The following is a 22,444-nucleotide window of genomic DNA, read 5'->3' on the forward strand; positions in this document are numbered from 1 at the left end:
CGCGCCCCTCAGATGCATTTCACTTCGGTGGCGGGCGACAAGAGCTTGAAAATCTGCTCGACGTTGATCTTGACCGCGCTGTTCTTGTAGCCCGCATCGCGGAACACCACGCGCAGCGGCTGATGCTTGGCCAGTTCCTTCACAAAGGCTTCGTCGATGCTGCCGCTGGCATCGAAGCATGCGGCAAGCGCATTGCCATCGACAAAGAACACATCCTTGCCTTGAATCGACTGTTTGGTAATGGGCAGCGCCAGATTGACGCCCCAATCCAGCATCACTTGGAACAACAGGTCATCGGGTGTGCGGTCGGGCTTGATGTTATCGACGAACAGGTCGAACTTGGCCTTGTCCAGCGCATCGGGCGCGTAGTAGACGTCGGCCATGTTTGACGTATCAACCTGCATGGCACGAAAACCAACATCCTGGCGCCAGCCCTCTTTGCATGTTTCTTCTAGCACCTGCTTTCCTGCACGCCTCAATCGCTCTTTACTGATGTCTGAGATCTTGGAAAATTCCTCTTGATCACATTTTTCTGGCAACTGAATCAGGATGAAGCGGCGATTGCTGCCGTCTTCAGCGTTCTGCTGCATCACAGCATGTGCAGTGCTCCCACTCCCCGCAAAGAAATCGAGGATCAGATCATCGTCTGTGGTCGTAAGCGCAATAATTCGCTGGAGAAGTCTTATTGGCTTCTTACCGTTGGGGAACTCAATATCACCTTCTTTTGTGAGATTGTTGTATTCGATGTCGTCCCACAATGAACTTACTTTATCTAGATAGTAGTATGAGCCATCAATTCTTTGTACAGCATCAGAGAGGAACATCATCATGCGCCTCTGCTCTCCCTTGTAGAGAACTTCGATTACTGAACCTTCATTTCTTCCTTTAATCGGCTTATATTCGCAGCCGACCATTGGCACATCAATGTTAGCCGTTTCTCTCATGGTAGTTAGTCTGACGCTACTCTGCGCATTGGTTGTTTGAAATATTTTGTCTGCGAACTGATCGTAGACTGCATCCTCCGTGAGCTTGTTTTCTCTGGCGAAGGCTTGGATCGACATCGTTTCAAGAGTTTTGTAGCCGAAGAATCGCACGCCCCGAGCCACATCCTCTTTGATCAGGAATTTTTCGGCCAACTTCGTAATGATGGAGGTGTACTTCCAACTTTTTCCTTCTTGCTCGTAGGCGCGAATCCGGTCCGATAGCTTCGTCTTTATATAGACCGGATTCAGCTGTAAATTTTCTTTGTTCTTAGCGAATGCCCAGATAAATTCAGTGGTGTCTTTAAGACTCTTTCCCTCTGAGCTTCCGGAAACTCCGCCGACCTTGGTCTTGACCGTAATAATATTTATAAAGTTGTCCTCACCGAACACCTCAGTGCACAACTTTCCGAGCGAATCCACTTCGTTGTCGTCAATATGTACGAACACAATGCCGTCGTCGCGCAATAATCTTGATGCCAGCTTAAGTCGCGGATACATCATTGAAAGCCAATCTGAATGGAATCGTCCATTGGACATGGTATTGGCCACAAGTCGGTTTCCTGATTCGTCCTTTTGATTGGATCGCTTTAGAAACTCATCGGTCGTTACCGAGAAGTCATCTTCGTAAATAAAATCATTTCCGGTGTTGTACGGCGGGTCGATATAGATCATCTTGACCTTACCGAGGTAGGTCTCCTGCAGCAGCTTTAGCGCGTCGAGGTTGTCGCCCTCGATGAACAGGTTCTTCGTGGTGTCAAAGTCCACGCTTTCATCGCGGCAAGGACGCAGCGTTTTGGCAATCGGCGCATTGGCCGCGAGCAAGGCTTCGCGCTTTCCTGGCCAGTTCAGGTGGTAGCGCTCTTGCGGCCCTTCCACAATCGACTCGGCCAACTCTTGCCGCAACTGGTCAAAATCCACGGCCAACTTCACGCTGCCGTCCTCGCCCTTAGCTTCGGTGACGCAGCCTGGAAACAGATCACGAATACGGGCGATGTTGTCCTGCGTGAGATTGGGTGAATGCATTTTTAGTCTTTCCATGTTCTTTTCCTCTGGTCGCCGCGATTTTGCGTGGCTGTTCTATTTGGATTGGCCTTATTCGGCGTCAGAATTGTCTTGGTGTTTGAGCTCGGAAAACTTCGCAGCCATCGTCGGATTGCCACGTGTGAGCCGCTTGACCGTTAGGTCTTCAGCCTTGTCGTTGGCAAGCCGTAGATTGTTGGCCGACTTGTGTAGCGCTTCTTTGGTCTTTTCCAGATCCTTGATAGCTTCGTCGATGCGTTTGACCGCTTCTTCAAAGCCGTCCGAAGCTAGACGCCAGTTGCGCCCGAATGCGGTCTTGAAGTCGTCGAGCTGGGTTTCGAAGTGTGTGATGTCGATGTTCTGTGCCTTCACCAGTGCCAACTCGGACTTGTATTGAAGTGATTTCATCGCCGCATTGCGTAGTAGTGTGATGATAGGGATGAAGAACTGCGGCCGGACGACGTACATCTTCGGATAGCGGTGGAATACATCAACGATGCCCGAGTTGTAGAGTTCACTGTCGGGCTCAAGCAGGGAGACCAGCACTGCGTATTCGCAGCCTTTTTCGGTACGGTCCTTGTCGAGCTCCTTGAAGAAGTCTTCGTTTTTCTTCTTGGTGGCTGTTTCGTCACCTTCGTTCTTCATCTCGAACATGATCGAGACGATCTCGGTGCCTGCATCATCCATGTCACGGAAGATGTAGTCGCCCTTGCTGCCGGTGCGCGCGTCGTTGTCCTTCTCGAAGTATGCCTTCGGAAACGCGGTTGCCCGCAGGCGGTTGAACTTGATCTCGCAGTGTTGCTCAAGGGTTTCGCCAATCATCTTGGTCGACAGCCGCGCCTTCATGTCCCGCAGGCGAACGATCTCACCATCGCGATCCTTGAGCTGCGTTTCGTACTTGTCTTTGAGCGCGGTTTCGGCGAGCTGCTTTTCGAGTGCCGCCCGATCAAGTCCATTCTTCAGCTCGTCCCGCTCTTTCACTACCACACCGACTGCCTCGGTAATAGCGAGCTTTTTCGCGACCTCACCTGCGTCAATCTTGGCCTTCAGGTTCTGGATCTCTGCATCCTTAGTGGCTGCAGCCTTTTGCAATTCGTTCAGAAGTTTGGCCTCGGCCAGCTGGGACGCAGCTTCTTTCTCTTGCTTCGCCTTCTCTAATGCTGCTGCCAGCGAGACGCGGTCTCTTTCCACGGCACTCAGAGCTTCGCTAACTGCCAGCTTCCGCTCAACCTCACCAGCTTCGAGCTTGGCCTTCAACTCCTGAATTTCAGCATCCTTGGCAGAAGCAGCCTTTTGTAACTCGCTAGAGGCTTTGGCTTGGGCCAGCTCGACGGCATTGCGCTTGTCCTGTTCGGCCAGTTCAAGACGCTCGTGCAGCTGCTTCTCGAAATCAGCATCACGAACCTGTTTCAGAATGTCTGCGTAACCAGCTTCATCGATCTTGAAAGCCTTGCCGCAATGAGGGCAGATGATTTCATGCATGCTTATTTCCCCCGAAGCTCTTCAAGTTCGTTTTTAAGCTGTCTCAAGTGCGCGTTGATCTCTACCTTGCGGTTGAATTGTTTTTCTTTGGCAAGTCTGCCGGCAGCTTTCTCGACCTCACGCTGCTTGACTGCAACCTGTTCAACGCGGGTGACCAAGTCAGCGAGGCTTTCTTGTGGGCGCGCGGGCGTGGGGATCAGGCGATGAAGCGTCTGCTCATACAAGCCGCCCAAGTCGAGTGCCAAGGGCATGGCGGCGCGCTCACAGTCACTCGGCAACCAGGCTGTCGCAAAGTAGTCGCTCAAGCCCCAACGGCTGGCGTCTGACTCGTTCGGGCGCTTGTACGCGGCAATCACCTGTGTTCGGCCATCAAAGCTCAGCTCGAAGATGATGGGAAACTGCACCGCGCCATCGATGCAGCGCAAAACGTCCAGATTCAGCTCCGACGTCTTGAGCTGGATCGAGAAGATCTGAAGCTCTGGCACTCCCGGCTTGGCGGGCAGGTTGATCGTTTCTGGTGCCAACTTGTATTGCCAGACGATCTGCTCCACCTGCTCGACGAACAAGTCCTTCAGCCTCGTATTGGCACCGCTGTGTTCGTAGATCTTGTTCTTTGGCAGGGTGCGGCCAAAAGCGGCTTGCTTCGGGTAATTGATGAACGCGGCATTCGACTCGAATCGGGCGGGCAGACTCATCCGACCTCCTGAATCACGAGGAAGGTGATCAGTTCGAAGTCGTCCAGCCCAGCGATGGTATTGACCAGTGCGGTGGTCTTGCCGCCGCTGAACAGGCTGTCCAGATCCTTCTCTTCCTTCACCTCGATCATGGAGCGAATGGTCTTGCCAAGCAGGTCCGAATACACCTGCATCTTGCGGCCATCGGCCGTTTCCTTGTTGAACAGGCGACAGGCATCCGGAATAGGCTGGGCTTGCCCCTTGCAGCAACTGCGCACCAGATCCAGCAAGCGCTTGACCTCGGTGTGGTCGTGAATGACTTCACCCTCGCGGTTGATGTAGACGAGGTAGTAAGGGTGCAGCCGGTTGTGCTGGCTGACGTTGACGCTTGGATTGCGGTTACGCAACGTGAAGATCACGCCCGGGCGCAGGCCCAACTCCGGCTTGGCAGGCACTACGGCGTGCATCCCGCTTGGCACGTTGCTCAATTCGCCATTGGCCTTCACATAGTTGAGCAAGTCCATGCGGAAGTCATTGAGCCCGAGGTCAGTGATCGACACACCGGTCTTCAGGTCCTCCAGCTCAATCACTTCCTCTTGCAGGCGTCGCAGTTGCTCCTTGCGATAAGACACGTCGTTGGCTTGGGCGCTCAGCACGTTGTCATCGCCGGTGGCCGTGACGTCGGCAATCATCATTCGACTCTCAACCCGCTCCTTGAGGTTGATGTACTCGTCGAGCGAGATGTCTGGCCAGTAGTTGACCAGCTGGATGTTGCTGTTGGGCGAGCCGATGCGATCCACACGGCCGAAGCGCTGGATGATGCGCACGGGGTTCCAGTGGATGTCGTAGTTGATGAGGTAGTCGCAGTCCTGCAGGTTCTGGCCTTCAGAGATGCAATCGGTGCCGATCAGCAAGTCAATCTCTGCCGCTTCGTTGGGCAGCACGATGGCTTTCTCCTTCGAACGCGGCGAGAAGAGGGTGAGCAGTTCCTGGAAGTCGTAGCTCTTCTTGAGCGTGGACTTCGGCGCACCTTTGCCGGTGACTTGCGCGCTGTGCAGGGTCTGTGTGGCCAGTAACTCCGGAGCCAAATTGGCATACAGATAGTCAGCGGTGTCGGCGAAGGCGGTGAAGATCAGCACCTTCTTGTTGCCGGGATTCAGCGGTGCTGCGATCTTCTCGAGAACCAGTGCCTTCAGGTGCTGCAGCTTGGCGTCATCGGCAGGCGTGATCTTGTTCATCGACGCCAGCAAGGCATCAATGATTTCCAGATCGACCTTCAACTCGTGCTCCCAAGAAGGCAAGTCCATGTCGGCGAGACTGATCTTGACCTTGCCACCTATTTTTTCAGATTCGTCGCTGCCCCCAATGGTGGGCAGATCGTCGTCGTCCGCGTCGAGGTTTTCCAACTGGTCGGTCAGGTCATCAATGCTGGCGACGTTGCCGGTCTGGTTGAACGTGTTGATCTTGGCCAGCGTATTCGTGTGGTTCGCACGCAGGGACTGGAGCGTCAAGCGGAAGGACTCAATCGAGCTTTCAAGACGCTTGAGCAGGTTGGTCGTCATCAATGCCTGCAGGCTCTTTTCGCGGTCGGCTTGCTTGAGCTTGCCTTTGCCGCCTGACACCTGCGTGTCGTACATCTCCTCGTACTTCTTGAGCCGACTAGGCAGGATGTAGCTGATCGGCGCGTACACGGCGAGCTTGAGCAGGGACAGTTGCTCGAAGATCTCGTTGAAGCTCATCACGTCCGTTCGCTGTGTGAGCGGGCTGTGGAACGACAAGGGTTTGCGGCGCTCTGGGAATTGGCCGATGTCCTTGGTATCGTAAAAGGTCTGGATATGTTTCCGGGAGCGTGCGATGGTGACGCTGTCGAGCAACTCGAAGAAGTCGAAATCCAACGAGTCCAGGATGGCCCGCGCTGTGCGCTCTTCCGGTGGAAGCTTTACCCATGTGTTGAAGCTGGCCTGTGCACCACGGAAAATGTCCTCTACCGTCTTGCCGGTGCGCAGCTTCTTGCTGAGATTCTCAGAGTCGCCCTCGTAGGCCAGTGCCAGTTGGTTGCGCAGGTCATTGAAGCGGTTGTTCACCGGGGTGGCTGAAAGCATCAGTACCTTGGTTTTTACGCCCTCCTTGATGACCTTGTTCATCAGCTTCTGGTAGCGTGTTTCCTTGTCCTTGTAGGCGTCGTTATTGCGGAAGTTATGCGACTCGTCGATGACGACGAGGTCGTAGTTGCCCCAGCTGATGCGGTTTAGCGGTGTGCCAAACGACTCGCCACTAGCGCGGCTGAGGTCGGTATGACAAAGTACGTCGTAGTTGAACCGGTCACGGGCAAAGACGTTGGTTTTGAGATTGCGGTTGTAGTTCTGCCAGTTGTCCGCCAGCTTCTTGGGGCATAACACCAAGACTGACTTGTTACGCAGCTCATAATACTTGACGACCGCTAGGGCCGTGAAGGTCTTACCCAAGCCAACGCTGTCGGCCAGGATACAGCCGCTGTAGGTTTCCAGTTTATTGATGATTCCAGTGGCCGCATCTTTCTGGTAGTTGAAGAGCTTGTTCCAGATGAGCGTGTCTTGGTAACCCGTACGATCGTTCGGCAGGACATCCTCGTTGATGTCGTCCAAGAACTCATTGAAAATGTTGTAGAGCATCAGGAAATAGATGCTCTCGGGCGAGTTTTCCCGGTACACAGACGCAATGTGGTCACAAATCTGTACAGTCACATCTTCCAATTTCTCGGGGTCTTGCCAGATCTGGTTAAACAGACTGAGGTAGGCCGCCGTAAAAGTCGGCTCGTCCATTTTGTTGACGAGGTTGGAGACAGCGTTGCCCTGCTGGTAGCCTAGATCCACGGCAGTAAAACCATGCAGTGGCATATACACAGTATCAGTAGCAGCTTGAACACAGGCGAACTGCTGCATCGGTGCCTTGTTGCGATTGGATCTGAAGGTTGCTTTACGCCGCATCCAGTTTGCGCACTCTTTTGCGATCGCGCGCTGGGTCAACTTATTGCGCAATTGGATTTCAAACTCACTGCCATATAGGCTGCGCTCACGATCCAGCTTGGGGATGTGGAACTCCCGACGTTCCTTTCGTATTCTGTCAGTGACTTCGTCCGCAGTGAACGTTGGCGAAGTAAAGATGAACTGAAGCTCGTCAATTTTCTCTAGCTCTGCTTTCAGTGACTCGAATGCATACATCGAAAAGCACGAGGCTGCGATCTTCAGGCTCGCACCTGGCCTAAGGGTCTGCTTGAGATCATCGCCCAGTAGGCGGCTGATGTTGTCGATCAGTTCCATCAGTCACTTGCCCTCGAATTCTTGTTGGTCAGATTTGCGGCAATCCACTCTTCCAGGTCACTTCGACGGAAGCGCCACGTTCCGCCCAACTTGAAAGCTGGGAGCTTGCCCTCGACCGCAAGGCGGTAGATGGTGCGCTTACCCGCTTTCAAATAGGTGGCCACCTCGTCCAGGGTCAGAATTTCACCTTCCGGGTGTTCCATCGTCTTGCCTTTATCGATGATGAATGGAGTTTGCCAATAGTTGCCAATTCTTCCATACAGGTTTCATTCTGACCAACCAATTTTGCTTTGGCGCACTACAATATTACCGTGGATGATGCCACCCATGAGGCGGTGGCTGTGGTGGTGGAGCGCGCCATCAGCGGTGAGCTGCTGACCTGGCTATTGGATCAGATCGGTCAAACTCGCGGCTTGCCACAAGTGATTCGCACGGACAATGGCAAGGAATTCTGCGGACGGGCAATGCAGGGCTGGGCGCAGCAGCGTGGCATAGCCTTACGGCAGATCGAACCGGGCAAGCCGAACCAGAATGCTTACATTGAATCCTTCAATGGCCGCTTGCGGGATGAATGTCTGAACGAGCACTGGTTCATGAGTCTGGCCCATGCCCGAGTGCTGATTGAAGCCTGGCGGTGCGAGTACAATGAAGCGCGCCCGAAGAAGGCACTGGGAGGGCTGACGCCCTCCGAGTATGCCCGGCTACTGGCGGAAAGAGCTGTTAAACTACCCCCGGACTTTAAAGCGGGGTGCTACTGAAGATGGAGGACCGTCGGTTCCGGCGCAAGCTGTACCTCGCACTGAATGCGGTGTAACAGGGCCTAGATGCCTGGGGGGGGTATTGCAATTGTGAGCGCAACCACTTGGGCGAGATGTGATGTGGTCGCACCGCGCTGCAAACGCTGATTAGGGATAAACTCGCATGGAAGGAAAAGGTCGACAATCTGAGCTGATCTGACAATCGGAAACCGTCAAAACGGGTCGACAGTCAGACCAAGTCTGAACTTCTACATGTACGGGATGGGGTGATTTATTACTAACCATCCGTGGTAGCGATCATTGAATGACGGCACAGAGTCCCCCGATCACGCCAGTATGGGATGGTGGAAGCGATAGGTTCTGCCACGTTCGTTTAACACGCGAAGTCGACCTAAGGCCTCCGAATCGCCTAATCCAGCTCGTCGTAGTGCACCATACAACAGGTAGAACTCGGTTTCTAGGTCGCCAGCGAAGATACCTGGGTCGTCAGAGCCGAGGCACACCATGATTTCCGGGTCGCCTTCTTCGACATATCCTGGCACTCGCATCCACCGTAGTGAGTGGTGCTCGTCAATGTTGTTGTACTGACTAATCCGAACATTGCTTGACGGTAGAGTCTCAATGAGTACGCCCCGATCGGCCACATGCTGCATGAGAGCTTGCTGCAATCGGACGTAAGTTGGTGCATCTAGGAAATGAGCTTCCTTGGCAATCAGTTCCTCCGTACGCGCTTGCACATTCTTGTCGCTCAACCACTTCCAGAGCAATTCGACTGGCTGGGGTTGGCTCTTGCACGTTAACCGGACTAGCTCGGCCTCCTCGCGCCAAAACTCGTTCAGGGGCGTGTGGTGCGAGTTTTCCTCGCCAGTTTGCTGTTGCATCAAGTCGTAGCGGCTTAGCCCTCGAAGTGCCATTGCGCGCTCCACATCGCGAGCCGGCAGCGAGTGTCCGAAGATTTGCCCAGCAACCTCTTCCAGTTCTCGCTGCAGTCGGAATGCGCACGCCTGAGTCTCTGGTCCATCCCGCAGAAGTTGCCACGCAGCTAGCACACCCTGCATCCACTCGCCCCGGGACAGAATGATCGTGCCCGGCATGCGATCAAGCCACAATGTTGGTCTGATTCCCATGACCGTGCCATGACCGATGCGGTCGCCGTCCCGCAGATCCAGCAGTGTCAATGCTTCCCACATCGTAGCGATCCCTGACAGCAGGTGACGGAAGTCCTCACCTGCGTGGAAAGTGTGCCGGGTGAGACCTGCTCGTCGGCAGACACGGAAGACCGGAGCGAATACATCTGGTGGTGCATGCAGTTCGTTAGCAGCGGCATCAATACCCCGTACCCAATTCTGGAGTCGAGGCCATCGGGCAAGCATCGAGAGCAAAACACCAGCCACCCGACGTAGCTGACGTTCGAGTGGGTAGTGGCGGAAAGGACCCGCTTGGTGCAGCTGAGCTAAAGACCAAGGTTGTTTGATGAAGTGTGCCACGAGTGTCAGGCGGTGGACGCTTCGGTGCTGAATGTCCGGCCGCATGAAGTATCCATCCAGCTGGGTCAATAAAGCCGATAGGGTGCGAGCAGGCTTGCCGCGTGGGTGTCCGATGTTTGCCGTGTCTCTCAGGTACTCAAGGTAGCCGCCCAAGATGGCCTTGAAGAGTTTGTAAGCCTTCACTGGGGTATCCTTGGGTGCGAAGCGCCCTTCCAGATACCCTACCGTGCTGGTTGCCAACCGGGGCCCATGTATCGCATGGAAGCGTGTTAGATAGTCCCGTTCTGCAGGCTCGCGAAGCTCCGTTAGCGTGAACTTCTGAAACTGGTCAAAGCCGTACTGCGCCTCGCTCTGGACAAGCAATCGATAGTATTCGTTCGACAGTAGCAGGTAGGTGTGAAACATGCGGGTCAACTGCATGCTCGGCCGTTGCAGGAGCCTGGTGATTAGACCTGCCATCCAAGTAAGTTCGTCTTCGATATCGGACTCGTTTCGCCACGATGGAGCTGGCTCTCGCAGCCCTACAGACCACTCATCGTTAGCTGCAGCGGTCAAGTATTGACAAGACGCGGGCAGGAGTGCATCCGGCGCAATCCTGTCTTCAGCGGCGCCGACAAGCCATGCACGAAGGCGGCTTGCGGCCCGCAGATGCAGATAGAAGGCCTGCGGCGTCAGATCGGGATTCGCTTGCCCGACCAGTTCGCGAATACGCCCGGAATTCTTGCCACGGGTCCACGCGTCGACGAACTCTCTTGTCTCAGTGTGTGGATTGCGAATTGCGCGAAGCCAGCAGATCTCGGCATGTGTACTACCATTTAAATGCAAATGCGTCTCATGCAAACCCTCCCGCTCCACATAGTCGGCGACCGCGGCCTCTTCGGGCCGGAGCAGGGGCAGAACCTGCCGTCGCCACGGGGAGCCCCCCCTATCGAACGAGACAGGCTGCAAGCGAAAGGAACCGTCCAAGGTGTACCTCCCGACACCGAGGGACACGTCTGCGGCGGCCTGGATCGGGAGCAAAGAGACCCGGCTGGCCACGCCCTGCTGCCAGGCGCCCAGGAGATCACGACGGATGCGCACCGCTCCATGCCTCAACTCCAGGAATTCGTCGATGAGGGCATTTATCGTTGTTAGCAGGGCCCCTTGGGCTGGCTGTTGGCGGGAAACCAGGAATCGCCACGCAGAGTCGAACACATGATCCGGGAACCGGGCTGCCCACGGCTGATAGGCAAGATAGGTCGGTTCCCGCAACTCAGACCATTCCAACGGTCGCGTGAAGGGTGTCTCCCAGGAACGTCGCAGGACTCGGTGGTCCGACAGCAACAAGGCCGAGAGGAGCGAGCCGATAGACGCGGCTTGGGTGCTCATTCTGCGGGGGCCTGGTCTGCCTTGTCAGACTTCGCTGGTGATTTCGAAGAATTCCGCAACTGGCCTACGATGGAGACTTTCTGCATCTTTTCAGCTACTGCCTTGGGGCGCAGCAGTTCCTCAATTGAAGTCATCTCTGTGCCCTCGGGAAACAGTGGCTTCAGTGCGTCGGCATAGTCCCAGTCTACATCGAGCAGTCCCAGGAGCAGCGGGCATGTCGCTACTATCGACGTCAAAGGGAAATCGTGTCGTTGGGGCTGCATAGTCTTGAGTTTGTTGACAAACCAAACAGCTGAAGATCGAGGGTTGTTCCTGTCGATGCGCAAATTGACGGTTGACGTGCCGAGCGAGGCCGAGAGGTGATGCTCTGCCTCTTCAACGAGGAAGGCATTGATGATGCAGAGCGCAAAGATCTCCATCACTTCGCCGAAGTCCGACTTGGGTCTCAACTCCTCAGAGGCCTTCTGTAGACTGAAGAAGAGTCGTGTCCAAACCTTGCCGAGCAAGATGGCAGAAGGAGATATTGCCTTAGCCAACTGCAGTGCATCTTGACGCCATTTATTGATGTCACTCCACAGCTCCTCTTGCTTAGAAGCTTCAGTACCAGGGTTTGCAGGATCTGACGCCTCCGCGTCTTCCAAATCTGCTGTGCTTCCTTGAGGCGACCAGTTGGGGGCGGTTACAGTCAACGACGGATATGCACGGTCGAAGATCGTGCGAGCTTCCTGATCATTTTCCGAATCTGCGGAGAGCAGCTTCTCAATGAGGCCCAATAGCGTGAAGATGGACCCATAAGTGCGAGTACCGGCGCCACTCGCTACGTCGACCATGCTCAGGGCAAAGACAGGTAGCCGCTTGATTGTATCCATATTGACAGCAAGTCGGATCGTGGTTCGAGCGGTGTGCTCCGACGTGCGCCCTTTCCGATTCAATCCGACCACTCCGGGGAGCACGACGCGGGCCTTGGGGTTGATGCTGTAAGGCAGGGCGATGACTGCAGTGGCGCGCCGAGCCCAGTCAAGGCTGTCTTCTCGCCGGCCAATCCCCAGATACGACTTGAACTGAGAGGCACGATCGAATGAGGCGGTGTCTTTCTCCCCGAGATGAGTACGGGCGAGAGCGTAGAGCGAGACACTACCGGGTCCACGCAGTAAATAACGCAATGCCATCCCTGGTCGCTCCGCACAGAAATGGGGTACCTCTGCGGCCAGGGCTGCAAAGCTGACTCGGACGTCCTGTTCAGCCGACATCGCCCGGAGATACGGGGCGGTATCAATGTCTCCATCCAGAAGGGATAGATCGAATACAGCCTGCGTTAACGCAGGGAGTTCCTGCGCAGCAATGGCATCGGTGTCGACGGAGAACTTGTAGAGGCTGGTCAGTGCCAGGGCTTGCAGAGCGCGACTGAGTGCAGTCGATAATTCGGTTGACCACGATGCAGATGCCAATGTGGAGCTCGATGAGCCGTCCATATACGGTGCACAGCTGGTCATGACCTGCAGCACCGAGCGCAGAGGCTGTTTGAGCAGGAACTCAACATAAGTGGCAACGTCGCCACTGGTTTTGACGCGCAGTCCGCGTTTGACAATCGCCTGGACGACATCCTTGATGTGGATCACCCCCCCCCAAGCGGGATGCGACACTCGGCAGTTCGTTCGAAGCATGACATTCCAGAGCGGCTGCAGTTGCATGCGCCTGCGGATCGGGAAGAGCTTGAGCAGATACTGCTCTTCTAGGTGGTCAATCATACGCAGGTACTGGGCCGAGCGATCCCCTTGTGTTGAACGACGTGGAAGTTCCAGTGCTGCTTCGCGCTTGCCTGCGACCGTTTGCGCGAAGTGCTGGCGCACGAGTAGCGAGTAGAGCTCTAGGTCTCCTGTCACCAGAATCATGATGAGAGGGGCATCCAAATATTTCCGGAAACACTCCAACAGGCTGACCGCATGTGAGGCGTCCGTGTCGGCATCGTCAAAGGCAAACATGAGCGCACGTACACCCAGGATACGGCAGGCCGTGGAAAACAGGCTGTGGAGCTTGGTTCGAAGGTTCGTGCTATCGCCAGCACGTTCAAGCCCCCATTCGAGGAACAGATCCGGGTCCAGATCGTTAAGCGGGTGGTGGTCCTTGGCGAACAGACTCAACCCACCGGCGACGCCCTTGAAGGTGCGATGCCATTCCGCTCGCAGAGGTTCATCTTGAGGTCGGCACTGCACTTTGAGAGCATCGTCAACTCGCTTGCGAAGCTGTTGCAGTATCACAAGGAGGATGATTTCGCTGCGCTCAATGCGACTTGGGTCGATCGGGTTGATGAAGGCAAGATGGCCGTTCACCCTAGTGTCATTCTCAAGGGCGACTTTTACAGAGCTAAGGAATGTCGACTTGCCAGCTCCTCGTGTCCCATCTATAAATTGGGTCCAGCCACTGCTGGCAGGGAGGTCATACATTGAGGCTGATTCTGTAGCACCTAAGGTCTCGAGGTGTTTGATGACCTGATCCCGAAGATGCTCGTAGTTCTCTCTGTGGACAAGTTGGTCGATTGATAGCGCATTGGCATTGTCCCCTTGTTCGAGACGAATGAGAATTTCTGAAGATTGCGCTGGTTCAGGTGTAAGTTGGCTCAAGTGGTACCTCCTGAAGCTTCGAACATTGGGGCCACCCCATACTTCCTCGACAGGCGAGAGCGACTCGCTGGGCTGTACCGAGTTTGGCTTTGGATCCTAAGCAAATAACTCTAGCATGGGAGAATAAATTGTAGAAGTTCAGACTTGATCAGACAGTCAAGCCTTGTCGAGAGGTGGGGTTACCCGTTTTAATTGAGGGCGTATCTTTATCGAAATGGAGCACAGCGCCAATCTGACTATCAGGCATCATCAAAACAGGTCGACCGTTAGATCAAGTCTGAACTCCTATATATGGCTGTGGTCATCTGCAACGTCGCTGGTTTAAAGCCCACGGGAGTGCCCCTCCTTGATTTTTGGGGGGATGCCGCGGGGGGCAGCAGATCGTGCATTTTCTGATCGTGAGAACAGTGGTGAGTCAGCACCGATTTTGACTAACCGATCGTCAGCTTGATGGTCCCCAGTCATGTTGGACTAAATATCCGTTTTCTCCCCACTCTGCGTATTACCAATTAAAGTTAATGGCATTGCATCCAATTGATACAGCTGATCTCGAGCATCTTTATACCCCTCAAAGAATTTAACCCACTTATTCATACCCCCCCCCAATTCTCCAACAGCACGGATCATGGCTAAGTGTGATGCGCGAAGCAGGTCAACCTGCCTTTCCAACTCTGCAATTCTCCGATCCTTGCTTTCCAGTTCAGCTGCCGTAGACTCCTTGGATCGTTTTGTCAGGCGACTTATGTGTTTACGGATATCTTGTTGCTTAGCCTGATACTGAGCCACCAGTTCAGAGCGAGGTAGGTTGCATGTGATTGTTGAAGCATGACCAATATGAGGATGCAGACGTGCCACTGCACGGGCAGTGATATCCACATTTTGATACAATAAGTCATCAAGGATCTGTATCAGCAATTCATCACCTTGATTATTTGAATCGGACCTATTCGTAGCCATCTAGCACGCTCCTTGGCGTATTTGCTGTTTTAGAAAGATCCGCTCCATCAGGGAAGACTGGCATGCCCTCGGGTGTCACCAAAATCTGTTTGACCGCAGCAAGTCGGTTCTTGGCATGAATGAGCTGGTTATCTCTACCGACAGCCTTTGCCGAGCGTGATTCAATAGCCTTCACTGCATCCTTCAGGCGCCCCTCCAATTGCACAAGATGCGCGTGGTGTTGTGGCATTCCGGTTGCAGTAAGGTGCCGACATCCGGCAAAGCACTCCAGATGCTTGGGGCAGGGGTCGACCGTAAAACTATTGATGCAGTGTCCATAGGGAGTTGAGTGAAAGCCGTCAGCCTCTAGCTTGAGGAATTCGAATGCAGCATCTTCACCATGAGTTTGCTGGATGTTTTTGAATGCATCGACAATTGGCCCGCTCGCCTTGCCAGCCTTGATCATTCGTGCCACGGTTGCTGCCTTGCGTCCCAACGACACCTCCACTTCCAAGGGCAGCTCAATGCCTTCCAGGTCCTCTGCCAGGCTGCGATGGTCGTATTCGTAGCTCTGTGCCACACTTCGGCGATTGAACCGTTTGGTGATGATCGTATCGGCTACCCCTAGCCGGAAGAGCTCCGTGTTTTGCAGGTGCCTTAGCGCATGTGGATTCAGAGTCAACATCCGATCTTCATCTGAACCGCTGTAAGACTCGAAGAGGGTCGAGCCGCTGCAACCTTCGTTCCCACCAATCGCATGATGCATCATGTCTGGACTGAATCGACCAACCGAGTAATACCGCGTGATGTCACAAAGGCCATCGTTTCGACCTTCAGCTAACGCCCTTTTAGGCATCAGGAACATCAACTCCCACGTCTGGATCTCTCCAGCCGGAGATAAGCGAAATGGAGATCGATCAGATAATTTGGTTGTTAATCTCAACAGGTGGTCCTCAATTTCATCAACCCGTAAGAACACCTTTTTCCATTGCATTTGTGAGTCGTGATATTCGGTGCCATCCTGCCGTCTGAAGGTAATTTTTCCTTTTAATCGATTATAGAATACGTACAGCGCGGTATTCAACGAGCTAGAGGCAGAGTTTATTTGCCGAAGTTGGTAATCATACATTTCGTCAAACACTTGGCCATCAAATCTGTCTCGATATCGTGACTGCCATTGATCTTGTTCCTGATTTGGCAACGCCAGTAATATCGGATTGCCTGTGAGGTATGGATATAGCTCAATCGCTGAGACTAACTGATCTCGCCTGAACCAAGGAAGAATCCGTTTCTCTTCTACCTGGCGGCGAAGCGTCTCACGTAATGGTTGCGTAATTCTGGCCACTTCGCTCAGTGTTTCAGTCAGAGCGGCCTCGAACATTGACGGCACATACTGCGCTGTTTCGAAAAGTGCCACGCTATCAGAATTAGGGGTTTGTTGTTTCTCTGCAAAGTACCGGAGCATCATGGCTGTCGAGTAGCCGCCAAGCTCACCGGCAGCACGGCCAGAGGTATCGTAGTACTCTCGAACCCGCTTCCAGTCTGCGGGTAAGAGGCAGGCTTCACCAGCACGAAGCCCACAAAGCAACATGATTTTGGTCTGTGTAAAACGTAGTAGATCGAGAATGCTCCGTGGCTGTTCAGTAAACACAATCCGAACAAGTTCCCAAAATGCACGCCGGTCCGGTAGTTTTTCGGCACGCTTCCGTTCCTCCAGGTCAGAACGAAGCTCATCCATTGATTTCGTGTAACGTGCTCGTTTCCCTCTGACGCCGTGTCTTTTCATGGAGAGGGCAGGGGCGATTGGCCCGATATCGGCGATGTGATTGGCATCGATCAGGGTTTTAACGAGACCTAGAATCAGATCTGCCAGTTTCCCTGACGCCTGAAGCCCCTTCGCGAGCTCGAATGCTCCTACAACATCATCTACTCGCAACTCCCATGGCTCACGACCATCAACAACAGTAGCCAAAACGCGCAGTGGTCTAACCACATTGCCGATGACGTGCCCTGTCGAGTTTTTGCGGTAGAACAATTGTTCTACTATGACGGCCTTCAGAAGGTCCAGCCAGCCTGGTGATAGTGATGTCTTGGGAAGAGCAGGAAGGTCTTGTTGCTTGCGTCTCTCATTCAGAACCAGCAATGCCTTGGCATCAAGTCCAAAATCGCGAACCCAATGAACGGGGGGAGGGGAGTCACCAACAAATTGCGTGATGTTCCAGGCCTCCTCTGGAACCGCAGTTCCATCAGTCAGCAGCCGAACATCCCAATTCACCCCACGCTCACTGGCAATGCGACGACCAAAATCAATGAACGCATAGAAATGTTCATTCATTGACCGTCTCCCTCAATTTCGGCGATGATGGACTGGACGTTTGATATCGTTCGCTTCAACTGGATATATGCCGGTGAATTTTCATCCCCTTTCGACGCGTCTGAGAAAAATGTGACGACAGACCGGAAATCTAACAACACCTGTCGATGAATTTCTGGATCGTTGAGGGGCATGAATTTGAAGCATCCGTAGCATGCGGTGACCGGGTTCGTTGGGCAGGAGGGCTGACCAATTGAACAGGCGCCGATACCAGATATCGGAATGCCATGGGGAGCACTGCCAGTTCCCTTTCATCGATGAACCGGTCATGTGCGATTTTTGTAACCTGCTGATAGATTTCGGAAATGCCTAGGGCCGCATTGACTCGCTCGGCTTGATTGGCTGATGCCTGGAAATAGACAAGCCCAGTATCAATATCACTATGGCCCATGGATTCAGCCAATTCCTCCTGACTAGCACCCGCATCCACTAACCGTTGGGCTGCAGTATGCCTGAGCTCGGTTGCACTGCGTGGCTCAGGGAGGAGGGCGGTGGTAGCCTTCGTGATGATATAGCCAGTTTCGCGCGCACTCGAAACATCAAATATTCGGCCTTCACCACTCAGTCCAGCGCGGATAGCGCGTTCGTAAAGCTCAATGAACAAAGGAGCCCACTCTCGTTTTACTTTGCGCATGAGAGGTTGTGCCTTGTTCTTGGACCGCTGTTTAATCATCCTGAAGGTCAGATGCACAGAGGCGTTAGTGTCCTTCGCATTCGCCCAGATCCGAATATCACGCATTTGGAGCATGCCAATCTGCATTGGCCGAAGCCCAAACTGAAACGCGCATAGAAGGACCGATGTTGTCCGTAGTTCCTCGTCATTTACCATCTGAGGGTGCCTGGTAATGATGTCGCTCATCTCGTCAAAATGCGCGACAAGCACGGCCTCCTCATCAACGCTCAGGAAAACGTCACCACAGCGCACACTCGCATATTTGTCAACATAAGGGAAAGCCAAAGTGGATAGAAACTCAGCGTATTGCGATGACCACCCTGCCAAATTGAACTTACAGAAGTGATATAGGATGCTCTTCAAAGAGCCCATTTCATTGTGTCTGTATGCTTTCGATATGAGCTCCTGCCAAATTTGCCGTACTGTCGTTGGAGCTGAACTAAGGATGAGGAGCAAGTCGTTTGGTAAAATATTACGCAACCTTTGAAATCTTACTTGAGCCGTGCTGACAGCCATTGTTTGCATCTGGTTACAGCACCAATGCTTTAGGATTGGGCGAAACACAGGATGAAACTCTCCAAAATCGAGCGACTCGATTGACCCTGATATCGATATTGACCAAACATCATTCTCAGTGGGGTGCTGAAGCGAACAGGATTTATCGAGGAAGTCGTCGTAATAGCGAATAACAGATGGCAGGTCTGGTACAGCTATGGTAAATTCCTCCCATGGTTCATGAGAGTTGGCAGTTGCTGAGGTCATCCCTTATGCTCCGGAATTGCGCGCAAGACTACGACGCGGTCATCAAAGACATTGTTCCAGACCGATGCTAGCCGATCCTCGAACACGGCACGCGCATATTTCCGAGGCATATCTGACGAGCGTGCCCACCCAAAAAATGTTCGCATCTTTTGGAGTGCTTCATCCATTGAATCCCCTTGATTCAAAAGCTGATTCAATCTAACAACCGCACAGGTGTGCCGCAAGTCATGGGCAGAAATGGATATCTTTCCAGTCCTGTCCTTCAGATCTTTCAGGACGGATGCCGGCAGAGATGCTGTGATTTTCTGGAACAGCTTTGTGACAGACTCGGCTGATAGCGGGCTCCCACGTTGAGAGTTCATCAGATATGAATGTGCCGGCTTGCCTCGATAATTCTCAACATAGCCCTGAACGATGCGAGCAGTCAGCTCACTGACCGGAATTTGCCGTATGGAATTTACTGTCTTGATGCTTGGTATGCTGTATCGCTGATCCTCATCCTCATATGGATTCTCAACCACGGATAGCCAATAGCGATCGCGGCCCAATTTTGAATCAACCCCATGTTTAATGGCATCCGATGCCAACATCAGGAGTTCGCCGCGTCTCAATCCTTGGTGAAGCAACAAAATGAACACGAGAAATGCACGCCACCTGGATGTGGCATCACGAAATGGGTTATCAGACGCGACAGGATCAAGCAGTTTATACAGCGCCTCAACAACTGTAGATGGAAGCGCACGCAGGCTGTCTTGGGTCCGTTTTTTGCCGATGCGAAGCTGTGAGTAAAGCGTGCCAAGGTGATCCAGCCGCCCCTTGATCACTTGGAGCTGGGAGACCGGCAAATTGCTCTTGCTCAGACGATAAATGATGTCATTTACGAATCGAAATGCCGTTTGCCACCTCAATTGAGCGGTTTCGTTGATGTTTGGTTGATTCCGAATCGAAACGAAATAGGCCTCGAGGAGCTCTCCCAGCGTCTCGACATCGATACTGAACAAGGCATCGTCGAGTATGCCCGGTCCATGTAGGGCATCAGAAAACTGGTATAGGGCCTCAACATAGCTCAGCACCTTACGCTTGCTGGATAAAGCCAGGTCCGAGGTCTGGTACATTGACCAGATCGTTGCCCAATATCTGGGTAACCCAGCCTCGTCAAAGAGTGCTGGCTCTTGTAAAACCAGAGGAATGTGGCGGGCCCAAACGTGTTTCAGCAAGTTGTCGCTACCAAGATGAACTTACTGCAGTGGTCAAAAGCAAGACACTGTGTATTTGTGGACAGTAGGCTACGCCGGTCGGCGGCTGCCGACAAGCTACGACAGTGTCAACGTTCTAGGTCACAAACAAAAATAATGTATGTGACGTATGTGACCTTTTTTTAAATATCTGTTGCTTTATAAAAGGTAATAACATCAAAAATGTGCAACACTCTGTGAATTACCCGATTTTCGCATAATTTGTATTATGTAAAATAATGTTGCTTCAGCTATACACCATCATGGAATCTAGAAAGAAAAAGCCCGCAAACATTGCGGGCTTTCGCTATGCATGCACCATTTGATACCAGCCTCGGCCAGATGCGCAATCATTCCCACTCGATCGTTGCGGGTGGTTTTCCGCTCACATCGTAGACTACCCGGTTGATGCCGCGCACTTCGTTGATGATGCGGTTGGAGACGCGGCCCAGCAGATCGTAGGGTAACTCGGCCCAGTGGGCGGTCATGAAGTCGCTGGTGACGACGGCACGCAGGGCGACCACGTAGTCGTAGGTGCGGCCATCGCCCATTACGCCGACCGATTTCACTGGCAGGAATACGGCGAAGGCCTGGCTGGTGAGTTCGTACCAGCTTTTGCCTTCGGCATTGCGGCTGTTGCGCAGCTCTTCAATGAAGATGGCGTCGGCGCGTTGCAGCAGCTCCACATATTCGGCTTTCACCTCACCGAGCACACGCACGCCGAGGCCCGGGCCCGGGAAGGGATGGCGGTAGACCATATGGTGCGGCAGACCGAGCTCAACGCCCAGCTCACGGACTTCATCCTTAAACAGTTCGCGCAGCGGCTCCAGCAGCTGCAGATGCAAGGTGTCCGGCAGGCCACCGACGTTGTGGTGACTCTTGATGGTGTGAGCTTTGCCGGTTTTGGCACCGGCGGATTCGATCACGTCCGGATAGATGGTGCCTTGAGCCAGCCATTTGGCTTTGGGTAGCTTGGCGGATTCACGCTGGAACACTTCCACGAACTCGCGGCCAATGATCTTGCGCTTCTGTTCCGGGTCGCTAACGCCTGCCAGATGCTTCATGAAGTCTGCTGCGGCGTGGACGTGAATCACCTTGACGCCCAGATTGCCGGCAAACATGTCCATCACCTGCTCGGCTTCGCGGTAGCGCAGCAGACCGTGGTCGACAAACACGCAGGTCAGCTGGTCGCCAATGGCACGGTGAATCAGTGCGGCGGCAACTGACGAGTCTACCCCACCAGAGAGACCGAGGATCACCTCATCGCTACCCACTTGCTCACGAATGCGGGCTACAGCGGTTTCGATATAGTCTTTCATCACCCAAGATGGCTGTGCACCGGCAATCTCCAGCACAAAGCGGCTGATGATTGCGGTGCCTTGCTTGGTGTGAGTCACTTCCGGGTGGAACTGTACGGCATAGAAGCGGCGTGCTTCGTCTGCCATGGCGGCAATCGGGCAAGCGTCATTGCTGGCAATCAGCTTAAAGCCTTCCGGCAGGGCGGTCACCTTGTCACCGTGGCTCATCCAGACATCCAGCAGGCCATGGCCCTCTTCATTGCAGCGGTCCTGAATGTCGCGGAACAGTGCGGAGTGGCCACGGGCGCGGATGGCGGCATAACCAAATTCACGCACATGGCCGCTCTCGACCTTGCCACCCAGCGCTTGTGCCATCCACTGCATCCCGTAACAGATGCCTAGAACCGGCACGCCAAGGGTAAACAGCTCCGGCGTGGCCTGGTAATCGCTTTCGTACACCGAGTTGGGGCCGCCGGAAAGGATAATGGCCTTGGGGTTGAAGTTGCGAATGAATTCGATGCTGACATCGAAGGGGTGAATCTCACTGTAGACGTGTGCTTCGCGCACGCGGCGGGCAATCAGCTGCGTGACTTGCGAGCCGAAATCCAGAATGAGAACCTTATCCATATACCTTCTCCCGTCTGAAAACGCACTGAGCGGGCCGCAGCCCGCTCAGTGTTTTGAATGCTATCTCTTCTGCTGCTTCATGGCGCGCTGCATCTCCCGCTGCGCATCCTTTTCCCGCGCGGTATCCCGCTTGTCGTGCATTTTCTTGCCTTTGCCCAACCCGATCTCCAGCTTCACGCGGCCCTTGCTGTAGTGCAGGTCCAGCGCAACGAGGGTATAGCCGGAGCGCTCTACTTTGCCGATCAGTTTGGCAATCTCGCGCGCATGCAGCAGCAGCTTGCGGTTGCGGATCACATCGGGGGTCACGTGGGTGCTGGCAGTGTTGAGCGGCGTGATGTGGCAGCCGATCAGGTAGAACGCGCCACGCAAGGGGCGCACGTAGGATTCCTTCAGCTGCACACGGCCTGCACGAATGGCCTTCACCTCCCACCCTTCCAGCACCAAGCCGGCTTCGAGGCGTTCTTCGATGAAGTAGTCGTGAAAGGCTTTTTTGTTGGTGGTGATGCTCATGTCAGCGTGACCGAAGGCCAGTGCGCGTCAGGTAAAAGTGAGCCAATGATTATACCAGAAGGCGCCCTCCCCGCGTAAGGCATTTGCGGAGCGGTGCTGATACCGCAAAAAGCGTGGCAATGGCTTGACTACATGGGCACTACATTCTATATAATGAACCATAACTCACTTTTCATTGTTGCGTTGCACATAATGGAAAGTTTTGTGTATATAATGCGTTACATGATCCAGTTGTGCATTGCAAATGCCGTCAACCCGGTACTTGCCCTGCACATGCCCGCCGCCGTTACCTGGTGGCCGGGATGGATGACCAGACCCGATCTCTGGCACCCAACGC

At 53.8% G+C, this 22,444-nt stretch carries 13 protein-coding genes and 1 pseudogene; 1 reads left to right on the forward strand and 13 read right to left on the reverse strand.

All coding sequences use genetic code 11. The annotated features are described in order from the left end of the window. Positions 1 to 8: 8 nt before the first annotated feature. From HF682_RS00720 to HF682_RS00740, 5 genes are read right to left on the reverse strand one after another with little or no spacing between them, the layout of a single operon-like run. A complete protein-coding gene (locus HF682_RS00720; RefSeq protein ID WP_168875347.1) occupies positions 9 to 2,021 on the reverse strand; it encodes a site-specific DNA-methyltransferase in 2,013 nt (670 codons plus the stop codon). 54 nt (positions 2,022 to 2,075) lie between these two features. Continuing rightward, positions 2,076 to 3,485, reverse strand: a complete 1,410-nt coding sequence (locus HF682_RS00725; RefSeq protein WP_168875348.1) for a DUF2130 domain-containing protein — start codon at positions 3,483 to 3,485, stop codon at positions 2,076 to 2,078. A 2-nt stretch (positions 3,486 to 3,487) separates the two neighbouring features. Further along, positions 3,488 to 4,180: a DUF4391 domain-containing protein gene (locus tag HF682_RS00730; protein WP_168875349.1), complete on the reverse strand. Its 693-nt coding sequence runs from the start codon at positions 4,178 to 4,180 to the stop codon at positions 3,488 to 3,490. Beyond that, positions 4,177 to 7,458 carry a helicase-related protein gene (locus HF682_RS00735; protein WP_168875350.1) on the reverse strand — a complete coding sequence of 1,094 codons (3,282 nt, stop codon included), beginning with the start codon at positions 7,456 to 7,458 and terminating at the stop codon, positions 4,177 to 4,179. The genes HF682_RS00730 and HF682_RS00735 overlap by 4 nt, the downstream gene beginning before the upstream one ends. Further along, on the reverse strand, positions 7,458 to 7,661 hold the full coding sequence (locus tag HF682_RS00740) for a helix-turn-helix domain-containing protein (RefSeq protein ID WP_168875351.1): 204 nt from the start codon (positions 7,659 to 7,661) through the stop codon (positions 7,458 to 7,460). The genes HF682_RS00735 and HF682_RS00740 overlap by 1 nt, the downstream gene beginning before the upstream one ends. A gap of 102 nt (positions 7,662 to 7,763) precedes the next feature. Here HF682_RS00740 and HF682_RS00745 point away from each other — a divergent pair. Then, positions 7,764 to 8,216 (forward strand): annotated as a pseudogene (locus tag HF682_RS00745) (integrase core domain-containing protein); the annotation flags it as partial. Positions 8,217 to 8,542: 326 nt separating this feature from the next. Here HF682_RS00745 and HF682_RS00750 read toward each other — a convergent pair. The 8 genes from HF682_RS00750 to smpB form a co-directional block, all read right to left on the reverse strand. After that, positions 8,543 to 11,071 (reverse strand): amidohydrolase family protein, encoded by a 2,529-nt coding sequence (locus HF682_RS00750; RefSeq protein WP_168875352.1) that lies wholly within the window; start codon positions 11,069 to 11,071, stop codon positions 8,543 to 8,545. Next, positions 11,068 to 13,692: a hypothetical protein gene (locus HF682_RS00755; RefSeq protein ID WP_168875353.1), complete on the reverse strand. Its 2,625-nt coding sequence runs from the start codon at positions 13,690 to 13,692 to the stop codon at positions 11,068 to 11,070. The genes HF682_RS00750 and HF682_RS00755 overlap by 4 nt, the downstream gene beginning before the upstream one ends. Positions 13,693 to 14,163: 471 nt before the next feature. Continuing rightward, complete coding sequence (locus tag HF682_RS00760; RefSeq protein ID WP_168875354.1) at positions 14,164 to 14,649, reverse strand: hypothetical protein; 486 nt, start codon at positions 14,647 to 14,649, stop codon at positions 14,164 to 14,166. Further along, complete coding sequence (locus HF682_RS00765) at positions 14,636 to 16,963, reverse strand: hypothetical protein (RefSeq protein ID WP_168875355.1); 2,328 nt, start codon at positions 16,961 to 16,963, stop codon at positions 14,636 to 14,638. Before HF682_RS00765 ends, HF682_RS00760 begins: the two co-directional genes overlap by 14 nt. 130 nt (positions 16,964 to 17,093) lie before the next feature. Further along, positions 17,094 to 18,437, reverse strand: coding sequence for a site-specific integrase (locus HF682_RS00770; RefSeq protein ID WP_168875356.1), 1,344 nt, complete (start codon positions 18,435 to 18,437; stop codon positions 17,094 to 17,096). Then, a complete protein-coding gene (locus tag HF682_RS00775) occupies positions 18,434 to 19,654 on the reverse strand; it encodes a tyrosine-type recombinase/integrase (RefSeq protein WP_205881855.1) in 1,221 nt (406 codons plus the stop codon). The genes HF682_RS00770 and HF682_RS00775 overlap by 4 nt, the downstream gene beginning before the upstream one ends. A gap of 368 nt (positions 19,655 to 20,022) precedes the next feature. Continuing rightward, positions 20,023 to 21,597: a glutamine-hydrolyzing GMP synthase gene (gene guaA / locus HF682_RS00780; RefSeq protein ID WP_168875357.1), complete on the reverse strand. Its 1,575-nt coding sequence runs from the start codon at positions 21,595 to 21,597 to the stop codon at positions 20,023 to 20,025. Positions 21,598 to 21,657: 60 nt separating this feature from the next. Beyond that, positions 21,658 to 22,107, reverse strand: a complete 450-nt coding sequence (gene smpB, locus HF682_RS00785) for an SsrA-binding protein SmpB (protein WP_168875358.1) — start codon at positions 22,105 to 22,107, stop codon at positions 21,658 to 21,660. Between the last annotated feature and the right edge of the window lie 337 nt (positions 22,108 to 22,444).

Origin of the sequence: Leeia aquatica, from assembly GCF_012641365.1 — a bacterium.
In the GTDB taxonomy this organism is placed as follows: domain Bacteria; phylum Pseudomonadota; class Gammaproteobacteria; order Burkholderiales; family Leeiaceae; genus Leeia; species Leeia aquatica.